8 protein-coding genes are annotated in these 10816 nt (G+C 37.1%); 5 read left to right on the top strand and 3 right to left on the bottom strand.

Annotated features, from left to right (window positions below; all coding sequences use genetic code 11):
* Positions 1-1713, bottom strand: a 1713-nt coding sequence (locus AACZ30_RS04585; RefSeq protein WP_339647979.1) for a mechanosensitive ion channel family protein, incomplete at its 3' end; no start/stop codon positions are given.
* 155 nt (positions 1714-1868) lie between these two features.
* Between AACZ30_RS04585 and AACZ30_RS04580 the strand changes: the two genes are divergently transcribed.
* Positions 1869-2630: a sterol desaturase family protein gene (locus AACZ30_RS04580; protein WP_075324858.1), complete on the top strand. Its 762-nt coding sequence runs from the start codon at positions 1869-1871 to the stop codon at positions 2628-2630.
* A gap of 188 nt (positions 2631-2818) precedes the next feature.
* On the top strand, positions 2819-5272 hold the full coding sequence (locus AACZ30_RS04575) for a zinc-dependent metalloprotease (RefSeq protein WP_339647978.1): 2454 nt from the start codon (positions 2819-2821) through the stop codon (positions 5270-5272).
* A 100-nt stretch (positions 5273-5372) separates the two neighbouring features.
* Here the strand turns inward: AACZ30_RS04575 and AACZ30_RS04570 are convergent, their stop codons facing one another.
* Entirely contained in the window at positions 5373-5771 is a 399-nt protein-coding gene (locus AACZ30_RS04570; RefSeq protein WP_339647976.1) for a hypothetical protein, read from the bottom strand.
* A 185-nt stretch (positions 5772-5956) separates the two neighbouring features.
* Between AACZ30_RS04570 and AACZ30_RS04565 the strand changes: the two genes are divergently transcribed.
* Positions 5957-6415: a response regulator gene (locus AACZ30_RS04565; RefSeq protein ID WP_339647975.1), complete on the top strand. Its 459-nt coding sequence runs from the start codon at positions 5957-5959 to the stop codon at positions 6413-6415.
* A gap of 18 nt (positions 6416-6433) precedes the next feature.
* Here AACZ30_RS04565 and AACZ30_RS04560 read toward each other — a convergent pair whose 3' ends face one another.
* Entirely contained in the window at positions 6434-7111 is a 678-nt protein-coding gene (locus AACZ30_RS04560; protein WP_339647973.1) for a M15 family metallopeptidase, read from the bottom strand.
* A 111-nt stretch (positions 7112-7222) separates the two neighbouring features.
* On the opposite strand from AACZ30_RS04560, the gene AACZ30_RS04555 reads away from it, so the two are divergent.
* Complete coding sequence (locus tag AACZ30_RS04555; RefSeq protein ID WP_339647972.1) at positions 7223-7969, top strand: SDR family oxidoreductase; 747 nt, start codon at positions 7223-7225, stop codon at positions 7967-7969.
* A 194-nt stretch (positions 7970-8163) separates the two neighbouring features.
* Complete coding sequence (locus AACZ30_RS04550) at positions 8164-10815, top strand: PAS domain S-box protein (RefSeq protein WP_339647971.1); 2652 nt, start codon at positions 8164-8166, stop codon at positions 10813-10815.
* Position 10816: the final 1 nt, after the last annotated feature.

Below are 10816 nucleotides of genomic sequence, written 5' to 3'. Positions count from 1 at the left end.
GTCAATTTGTTCGCGGGTAAATTGCGGAAGTGGCATTTCTCTTTCTTTCTTCAAGTTTTCAACTACGGCTTCTGCTTCAGCAGTTTTTTCTTTAGAAAGTCCCTGGTCTTTTCCGAAGTAAATAGTTTGCGATGGGAAAGCGAAATCGGTACCACTACGGTCTACAACATCCATCATTCGTAGCATGAGATCTTCACGAATTTCCAGGAATCCATTATAATCCTTAGCTTCCAAATAGGCGAAAATTTCAATATCCAGTGAATGGGCTCCAAAACCAATAAACCTAATTCTAGCCGGTTCTTCATAGACCTTAGGGTGCGCATAAAGCACTTTTCTCAATTCGGTAAGTAAATAGCGTAGCTGATCTGGCGATGTTTCGTATCTAAAATTTAAAACACTTATAAATCTAAACCTGTCCCTGTGGGCATAATTCTCAATCGTGTCAGATGAAAATGCTCCATTGGGAATGGTAACTACGGTGCGGTCTAAAGTTCTAATTCTGGTAGATCGAATACCAATCTTTTCAATTGTTCCAGTGATTTGCCCCACCCGGCAAAAATCGCCAACACGAATGGGCCTGTCGGCAATTAGGGTCACACTTCCCACAAAATTTTCTATCGTTTTTTGAGCTCCCAGGGCAAGAGCAATACCACCAATTCCCAGGGCGGCCAAACCGGTAGTTACATCAATGCCAATTGCCCCTAAACTAAATATTATACCAAAAATAACAATTGCGATCTTAGCCGCCCGCTGCAGAAATAATACTATTGAAACTCCCGCCGGATTTCCGCGTAATAACATTTTTTCCTGACTAAATTTTCCTATAAAATCTGATAGTCGCCAGAGGAGAATAAGAACAGCTACAATACCAACTATAATGGTGATAGCACTAAATTTTTGACGCAAAATAATAGATAGTTCCAGGTTTCTTGAAAATGCAACAAAAATCCAGACGGCTACATATAATTTTAAGGGAAGTTTTACCGCGGTAATTATTCCTGAAATGGGTTCTTCTCTAATCCTTTTCCAAAGTTTTTTTAATAGAAAAATTATTGAAGAAATAATCAAAAAAGAAATAAGATAACTTAATCCAATAAGTAATAAGGCCACAATCCATTGTCCGGCAGGTACCCCACCCCAAAGATATTTATTAAGAAATCCCGGAATTATTTGGTCTACAAAAGCCGAATTTTGAAGGCTAACCGAACTTATGGCTTCGACTGTTTCAGCTGAAAAAAGCCAGATTCCATTTCCGGTTTCATCATCGTGCCGTTTTAGAAAAATCTCAATCAATTCATCGTCAGGGCTTACACTTCCTACTTTCTCCAGTTTTGGTTCAAAATCATCATCGGTTTTTCCCTTGGGATCATCGCTTATTAGATAATAGGGGAGCATACTTCCCTTTTGGTCAAATAGGCGTTGCAAAACCAGGACCACCCGTTCTTTCTCTTCTTCAGAAGTAATATTTCCCGGGAAATTGAGGTATCTCGAGGCGCGATTATAATTTTGCCCGGCCACAGCATTTATAAACCCAGTTACCGTACCACGTGGGGTTCTTCTGCCTAAAATATCTTCAGGAATTTCCTGGGCATCAGCTTCATTATTTTGACTATTCCCTAACGGAAACTGGGCGTTAGCAGGTATACTGCTAATGAATAGGAAAGCGATTAAGAATATGAATTTTACATAAAAAGGCTTGAATTCTCTCTTCATAACTGGGAAATTGGCTAAGTTAAACCGAAGATACTAAATTGTAAAGATTATAAGGTTTTACAAACCTTACGGGTAATTAAATTCTTTAAAGTTTAAGAATATTTTCTGAAAAGTTGATTTCCAAATAACGCTCTTATTCGCTACATTCGGTTAATATGGTTTTCTTCGAAATTAATAACCCGGGGCTTTTCTTTATTTGTGTGCTTATCTTTTTTGCCGCGGTTTTTCTAAGATATTTAATTTCCGCGGGAATATTCTACTGGTATTATTATAGACTGAAAAGTGAAAAATTCAGCAATAAAAGGTTAAGTAAACGTGGTTTTAGAAAAGGGCAGTTAAAAAAGGAAATTTACTGGAGCATGTGGTCATCGGTGATTTTTGGCTTTTTTGGCGCGCTTACCTATTTTCTTTGGCAAAAAGGCTTTACTGCAATTTATTTGGAGCTAGATAAATTTGGATTATGGTATTTACCGGCCAGTTTTATTTTACTTTCTCTGCTTCACGAAACTTATTATTATTGGGTGCATCGCTGGATGCACAAGCCAAAAGTTTTTAGGAATATTCATAAAGTGCATCACGATAGTTTAGTGCCCAGCCCATGGACGGCTTTTTCCTTTCATCCGTGGGAATCGCTGCTAGAAGCTATAGTAGTTCCGGTAATTCTACTCTTTCTGCCCGTTCATCCCATTGTGATTGGTGTTTATTTGATTTTTATGACGCTTAGCAGCGTGATAAATCATTTGGATATTGAAATTTATCCTAAAGCTTTTATGAATAGCCGCTTCGGAAAAATGTTTATTGGTGCCACGCACCATCATTTTCATCACGCCGAGTTTAAAACTAATTTCGGACTTTATTTCACTTTCTGGGACAGATGGATGAATACCGAAAGCAACTCAAAAATTTCTTCGGAATAAGGTGCTAAGAACTTTTCCCCGTCATCCTGAACTTGTTTCGGGATCTAAGTTATGGGTATTTTAGTCCTGTTAGAATTTGAAACATGTTCAGTTCAACGGTTGATTTATTTATAAATAACAATTCTTCCTTTCCTATATTTCAAACATTTTCTCAGGTTTCCTTATCTTGAAGCCAAAATAAAAAATTCATGATAAGAAAATTACCTATTCTGGGGTTGGCCGCAATACTTGCAGCTGGCTGCGGAAGTGAGAAATCTGTTTTTAGTAGTAAAGAGAAGTCGGCTGAAAACACTTCAAAAAAATCTACAAACGGACTCAAATCCTACGGCGAAGTCATTACTTCAGAAGCTGAATCTGATGAAGGACTTTTTACTACACACTTCGTAGACAATAAACTTTATTTTGAAATTCCGGTAGATTTACTGGATAAAGATATGCTTTTGGTAAGCCGTATTGCCGGTGTGCCTGATGGTTATGGCGGCGGTTATGTGAATGCCGGTTCTAAAGTAAATGAACAGGTGGTGCGCTGGACGAAACGAAAAGGGAATATAGATGTAAAGGTGATTAGTTTTGAAAATATGAGCGATGAAGAATCGCCAATTTACAAATCGGTGAAAGCCAATAATTATTTTCCAATCCTGTTTAGTTCAGAAATTGAAACTTATAACGCAGATTCCACAAAAGTTGTAATTGAGGTGAGCGATCTGTTTGAAAACGAGGTGCAGGCCATAAACGGACTTTCTTCTTCTCTTCGGAAACGTTATAAAGTTAAGAAACTAGACCAGAGTAGATCTTATATAGAGTCCGCCAGCTCATACCCCAAAAACGTAGAGGTAAAACACGTTATGACATATGAGGCTGAAGAGCCGCCAACACGAGACCAGGCCGGGACTATTTCTATGATGATGAACCAATCTATGATCTTGTTGCCTGACGATAAAATGCAACCTAGAATTGCAGATCCTCGTGTAGGCTGGTTTACTATAGATAAATACGATTATAATTCAGAAGAATTAAAAGCCGATGATTACGAGTTGATTCGCAGGTGGCAGTTGGTACCTAAAGATATTGAAGCTTATAAACGCGGTGAATTGGTAGAGCCTGAAGAGCCTATAGTTTATTATTTAGATCCTGCCACGCCTGAAAAATGGCGCCCATATTTTAAGCAGGGGATTGAAGACTGGAATGTTGCTTTTGAAGAAGCCGGGTTTAAAAATGCGATAATCGCTAAAGATCCGCCTACGAAAGAGGAAGATCCTGAGTTTAGTCCTGAAGATGTGCGTTACTCGGTAGTTCGATATGTAGCCAGTACAACCAGAAATGCCGTTGGCCCTTCGGTTACAGATCCAAGAACAGGGGAGATTATTGAAAGTGATATTATCTGGTATCATAATCATTTGCGTTCTTACCGAAACCGGTATATGATTGAAGCCGGTGCGCAAACCGAAGATGCCAGGACTTTAAATACCCCCGAATCTGAAATTGGCGAAATGATGCGAATGGTAATTGCCCATGAAGTTGGCCACGCGCTTGGACTTCCGCATAATATGAAAGCGAGTTCTGCTTACCCAACAGATTCGTTAAGATCGGCTGAGTTTACCCAGAAATATGGTTTAACGCCATCTATCATGGATTATGCAAGGGTAAATTATGTTGCGCAACCGGAAGATGAAGGAGTGAGATATATTAGAATGATGGGACCTTATGATTTATATGCCATCAACTGGGGTTATAGATATTTGCCTGAAGCCGAGTCCGCCGAAGCGGAAAAAGAAAAATTAGATGAATGGATTTTAGAAAAAGCTGGAAATCCATGGTATGAATTTGGAAATGGTTATGGCGGAGTAGATCCACAATCGCAGCGAGAAAGTTTGGGAGATGACCAGGTGAAAGCCAGTGAATACGGATTGGCGAATCTTAAAAAAGTAGTTCCAAACTTAATTGAGTGGACTTCCAAAGACGGTTACGGTTATGACGATCTTGAAGAAGTTTACAGAGAGTTAACTTATATGTGGAGAGGTTATGTATCTCACGTGGTCGCCAATGTTGGCGGGGTTTACGAAACCCGTAAAACCTCTAATCAGGATGGCGTGGTTTACGAAAATGTGCCGAAGGAAAAGCAGGAAGAAGCAGTAAACTTTTTAGTTGAAGAAGCTTTTACCACTCCAGACTGGTTGCTTAACCAGGAAATTTTAAACCGAATTGAAGCTTCGGGAGCTATTGAACGAGTGCAGAATTTACAGACTCGTGCCTTAAGTAGTTTGCTGGATGAAGATCGTTTAAACCGAATGATCGCTAACGAAGAGGTGAACAGGAATGAGGCTTATACTGCGGTTAATTTAATGCAAGATTTACGAAATGGCATTTTTAGCGAACTTTATAATAGAAATAAAGTTGATGCTTACCGGAGAAACCTTCAGCGTTCTTATGTAGATATTGCTTCAGAATATCTTCAAAAATTAAATGCTGAAGATAACGAAGCTTTATTGAAATCTGATATTATGCCGTTGATGCGTGGTGAAATGCAAACTTTAAAGCGAGAAATAAACCGAAGAAAAGCGGGAACAAACCATGCGCTAACGCAATATCACTGGGAAGATTTAATTGCCAGAATAGATGCTGCGTTAGATGTAGAATCTTAATTTTTAGCAGGAAATCAATAGAACCCCGAAAAGCATGGATGTTTTTCGGGGTTTTATTTTTTATTCATTCTGTCCCGACGCTTCGCGATCATTTCAGAATCTAAGTTGTTGCTTTCTGTGGTGAGTTTATAAAATTCTGAATTTGTTCCATTTCTTTAATCGAATTGGTTGGAATATGTCTTGTTTTTCCGTTTTTAAGCTTCAGGCTTAAACGTTTTCTTCCGAAGAAATTTTTTAGAATAGGATGTTGAATTTCATCTAAAAGAATCACTTCTTTAGTGCTAAGATTAGTGAAATAATATAATATGGGAAATGATGCGAGGCCAATGGGGATCCAAAACCAGGTGAGAAGATCCCAGTTGGCTACCGGAGTATTGAAAACCCGGAGTAACATTTGAAATATATTTGAAACCATCACAAATTTTAGCATCCAATAGGTGATTTTGATATTATCATCAATTTTTAGATGCTTGTTCTCCCCGTCTAATTTTATCTTCATTGATTTAATAGAATTTTAGTGAAAATACTAAATTTTATAGTGAGTTTTTATTTTATAGGATTCACAATTATTTTTCTTGTGGTTAATCTTATAAATATTGCATTTTTCTTATTGCGAAGGAAGCTTTACAGCGTATCTTTATGGCGTTAAAGTTACCTATAAACTTTAGCTCCAAAAGCGAGCATATGCAGAAGCCCCCCAGGTATGAAATTTTACTAGCTGAAGACAATTCACTTATTCTAAAGTTGGAATTAAGAAGTTTAAAAAAATTAGTGAATTGCCCAATAAAAGGCTTTTGGCAGGGCGGTGAATTAATAGAGCACCTAAAACAAACCGCAAATTCAGAGCATTTAAAACTTATTTTTTTAGACCTAAATATGCCACGAGTAAATGGCTGGGATGTTTTGGATTTTCTTCAAGATTTTGAATATAAAAATTCGATTTATGTAATCATACTAAGTGCTTCTATGTATGAGCCAGACCAGGAGCGAGCTTTAAAATACAGCCGGGTTATTGGCTACTATGATAAATTTCTAGATACTCAGGAACTTTCAGAAATTTTAGACCAGGAGGTTTTAAGAAATACCTTTAATTTTGAATTTAAAGAGGAATTAGAAGAAGGTGAAATACCTCATGCGATTTAGATTTAATCTCTTAAAAATCTATTGTACCGGAAAATCGAAATAAGTTTCAGGATATGGTTCATTTCTCAAGGTATAATGCCACCATTCTTCTGGATAGGGCCTAAAGCCATTTTTAATCATTATTCGCTTCAATAACGAACGGTTAGCTCTTTGTTCTTTAGTGATTTTATTTGTGCTGTGGTGAGAAATATCTCCGAAGAAATCATAACCACTTCCCATATCTAACTCCTCTCCGGTTTGGATATTAATAATAGTAAGATCTACAGTGCTGCCACGGGAATGCCCCGATTTAGTAGCGATGTAACCTAGCTGAAACAGGTCTTTTTTGGCAACATTTGGATAAAATTTTTGTTTGGTAAGCGTGTCTGCAGGAATTCTAGCCCATTCAATAAAATGATTAACCGCTGTTTGCGGACGGTATGCATCAAAAATTTTGAAACAATAACCTTCTGCCATTAAATCTTTTTGAGCTTTTTGGAGTGCAGTTGCAGCCGCTTCGGTTAAAACGGCTACGGGCTTTTGGTAGGCGTTTACCGGTTTTCCGATAAAATTATTACTTCCGGCATATCGCATATCAAGCTTAATATCAGGTATTTTCTCTTTGAGGTAAATAAAGCCTTCCGGTAGCTTTTTATCCTGGGCCGTGACGAAATTAAAACTAATTAAAATTAATAAAAGGTAGGTTAAGCTTTTCATTTGTACTCAATTTTAGGCCAAGTTACTTAAAATATTATTCCCTGATATTCCTCATATTATTTTGGTGTTTAAAAGGCTAATTTTAAGCTGTTTAATTTAAATAATCAAGCCATGGAATTAAAAGGTAAGGTAGCGCTCATCACCGGAGCAGCGTCGGGAATTGGAGAAAGTACAGCTTTGCTTTTTGCAAAGGAAGGTGCCCGGGTTTTTCTAACCGATATAGATAATGAAAAAGGAGAGAAACTGGCGAAGAAAATTAATGAGGATGGTGGAGAAGCTGTATTTTTTAAGGCAGATATTTCTAAAGCCCAGGACTCTGAAAACAGTGTTACTCAGGCAGTAAAGAAATTCGGTAAATTAGATATTGCAGTGAATAATGCGGGAGTGGGAGGGCCACAACACCCCGTTGGCGAATATCCGGTTGAAGGCTGGGATAAGGTAATTGCTATAAATCTTTCGGGCGTTTTCTACGGGATGAGGTATCAAATTCCAGAAATGCTTAAAAATGGTAAAGGTTCAATTATAAATGTGGCTTCTATTTTGGGAAGCGTAGGTTTTGCGAATTCGGCAGCATATGTTGCGGCAAAACACGGGGTGGTAGGTTTAACCAAATCTGCAGCCCTGGAATATTCTGCTAAAGGTATAAGAGTAAATTCTGTTGGCCCTGCGTTTATAAATACCCCAATGTTAAAAGATTTAGATAAAGATTTGTTATCGCAGTTGGTAAATGCACACCCAATTGGGAGATTGGGAGAGGCAGATGAAGTAGCTCAGTTATTTTTATGGCTGGCAGGCGAGAAGTCGTCTTTTGCTACTGGAGCATACTATCCTATTGATGGTGGGTATTTAGCGCAATAATTCTTTTTAAATTAATTGCTTAAGAACCGATGAAAAATTATTTTCGTCGGTTTTTTTATGGAAGTTTGTTTCTCCTTTTTATGAGCTATAACTTTATGATTTTCATAAGAAATAGAAAAGGAAATTGCTGTTTTAAAATAGTAATTTAGTGGCTTTAATTTAGCACATTTAAACTGAAGATTTAGATAATATTTATGGTAGAATCTGACACCTCTAAACTTCCTAAAGAGGAATTAGCCAATCTTAAAAATTATGCCAGCGGATTACTTAAAACCGTTAGAGAACCACTATTGGTATTGACTGTAGACCAAAATGTAGTGGCATATAATGCTAATTTTAAGAAAAAATTTAAAATTAGTGAAAAAGAGGAAGGGGTTTCAGTTTTTAATTTTAATCAGAAACAATTAGATACTGCTGAATTTAGAGAAATTCTGGAAGAGCTTCAAAATGGAGAAAAATCTATTTCTGATAGAATTGTAGCGCTACAATTTTCAGAAAACACAAAAAAGAAATTCTCTGTAAATGCTTCTTTACTTTCGCTGCCAGCTACAAACCCATTAATTCTTCTAAGTTTTAAAAGGCTTAAATCAAATGGCAGATTATCCCGTCAGGAAAAAATTTTTAATAGAATTGTAGACAATATTCTTTCTAATGCGCCAGCTGCAATTTGTATTCTTAGAGGACCCGAGCATACTTTTGAAGTAGCAAATGAGAATTATCTTAAATTAATTGGCAACAGGAATATTATAGGGAAAACGGTAAAAGAAGCCCTGCCAGAGGTAGGGAATCAAGGCTTTATAGATCTTTTAGACACCGTATACTCAACAGGCGAACCATATATTGGTAACGAGCTTGCAATTAATCTTCAGGACAAAAAGGGAGAATTTAAAAATTCATTCCTCAATTTTGTTTATGAACCCACCCGGAATAAAAATGGTAAAATAGATGGTGTTTTTGTCCATGCTATGGATGTGACCGAGCAGGTCCTGGCTCGTAAAAAGATTGAAGAAAATGAAGACCGGTTAAAAGAAGTTATTGATGCCGTTCCTGCAATTATTTGGATTACCAATGATCAAGGAGAAAGTACCTTTTTAAATAAAAATTGGTATTCCTATACTGGTCAAAAAGTGGAAGCTGCAAAGGTTTTTGGTTGGTTGGAAACAATTCATCCTGAAGATTATGATGGAGCTAAAACGAGTTTTCTTGAAGCGCAAAAAGAAAGAAAACCATACAGCTCTACCTTTAGGCTTCAAAGTGCAAAAGGGGATTACCGTTGGGTTATGGATAAAGGAAGCCCCAGGTTTGACGCGAACGGGGAATATGAGGGGATGATAGGTACGGTAATAGATGTGCACGACGAAAAAATAAAAGAAAACCTGGTGCGGGAAAAAGAACACCGCATGCAGGGAATTGTAAAAGAAGCTACGGTAGCAACCGCTATTTATACCGGGATAGACATGAATATTGAGCTGGCTAACGATGCCATGCTTAAACTTTGGGGAAAAGATACTTCGGTTATAGGAAAGCGCTTAGCCCAGGCTCTTCCCGAGTTAGACGGACAACCTTTTTTAGAATTACTTAGAAATGTTTATAGAACCGGCGAAACCTATTGGGGAAAAGAAGATAAAGTAGATCTTCTTATAGATGGTGAAATGCAAACCGGTTTTTACAATTTTACTTACAAACCATTGCGGGATAAAAACGGGGAGATCTACGGGATTTTAAATATGGCAATAGATGTAACCGAATCTGTGAAGTCTAAAATGCTATTAAAGGAAAGTGAATTTCATTTTAGGCAAATGGCCGATTTAATGCCGGGAATGGTTTCAAAAACCGATGCCCGTGGAAATGATATTTATTTCAATAAAAACTGGTTAGATTTTACAGGCCAGGCGAGTGAAAGCCTTAAGAAAATTGGCTGGGTAGAATTTATTCATCCCGATGAAAAACAAACGTATTTAGAAGCCTGGGAAAATTGCCTTGACACCGGCTGTGATCTTGAAATGCAACTGCGTTTAAAAAATAAAGAAGGAAAATATATTTGGCATCTAAGTAGGTGTGAAGCGGTTAAGGAAGACGATGGCTCCATAAAAATGTGGATTGCGGCAAATACCGAAATCGATAAAATTAAGGAAGAGGAAAAACGTAAAGAAGAATTCCTTAAAATGGTTAGTCACGAGTTAAAAACGCCGGTTACCTCTATAAAAGGTTATGTACAATTATTATTAAGCTTACTTAAAAAACAGGAGGAAGCAGAAGCTTCAAACCTACCATTAAAACCTTCCTTAGAACGTATAAATCACCAGGTTTCAAGATTAACAAGATTAATTTCAGAAATACTGGATCTTTCCAGGATACGGGAAAACCAGTTGGAATTAAAGAAAGAAGAATTCAATTTAAATGAACTGGTTGCCGAGACTATTCAGGATATAAATTATACCAATACACAGCATAAAATAGACCTGGAAAGTGAAGTGCAGGCTATGGTAGTGGCAGATAGGGATCGTATTGGGCAGGTAATTATTAATTTAATAATAAATGCCATAAAATATTCACCTGGCAGCCTCAATATAAATGTAAAGATCGTAAAGAAAACTAACGATAAAATAAAAGTAATTATAAAAGATTACGGTATTGGAATTAGTACCGAAAACCATAAAAAAATCTTTAAAAGATTTTATAGAGTTGGGGTTAAAAGTGAAGAGACATATTCAGGTTTTGGTATAGGATTATATTTGGCGAATGAAATTATGGAAAGACATAATGGAGAAATAAAAGTGAAAAGCAAATTAGGCGAAGGTTCAGAATTTTCATTCATTCTGGACGCTGCGCAAATTACCTCTTAAT

This window comes from uncultured Salegentibacter sp. (genome assembly GCF_963972535.1).
Lineage (GTDB): Bacteria > Bacteroidota > Bacteroidia > Flavobacteriales > Flavobacteriaceae > Salegentibacter.
Note: the sequence above shows the minus strand (reverse complement) of the source record. Positions and strands in the feature narration are given on the sequence as shown.

Excerpts from the sequence above, each read along its gene's own strand:
- AACZ30_RS04570 (WP_339647976.1), bottom strand. The coding sequence starts at position 5,771 with ATGAAGATAAAATTAGACGGGGAGAACAAGCATCTAAAAATTGATGAT.
- AACZ30_RS04575 (WP_339647978.1), top strand. The coding sequence starts at position 2,819 with ATGATAAGAAAATTACCTATTCTGGGGTTGGCCGCAATACTTGCAGCT.
- AACZ30_RS04555 (WP_339647972.1), top strand. The coding sequence starts at position 7,223 with ATGGAATTAAAAGGTAAGGTAGCGCTCATCACCGGAGCAGCGTCGGGA.
- AACZ30_RS04550 (WP_339647971.1), top strand. The coding sequence starts at position 8,164 with ATGGTAGAATCTGACACCTCTAAACTTCCTAAAGAGGAATTAGCCAAT.
- AACZ30_RS04580 (WP_075324858.1), top strand. The coding sequence starts at position 1,869 with ATGGTTTTCTTCGAAATTAATAACCCGGGGCTTTTCTTTATTTGTGTG.
- AACZ30_RS04565 (WP_339647975.1), top strand. The coding sequence starts at position 5,957 with ATGCAGAAGCCCCCCAGGTATGAAATTTTACTAGCTGAAGACAATTCA.
- AACZ30_RS04560 (WP_339647973.1), bottom strand. The coding sequence starts at position 7,111 with ATGAAAAGCTTAACCTACCTTTTATTAATTTTAATTAGTTTTAATTTC.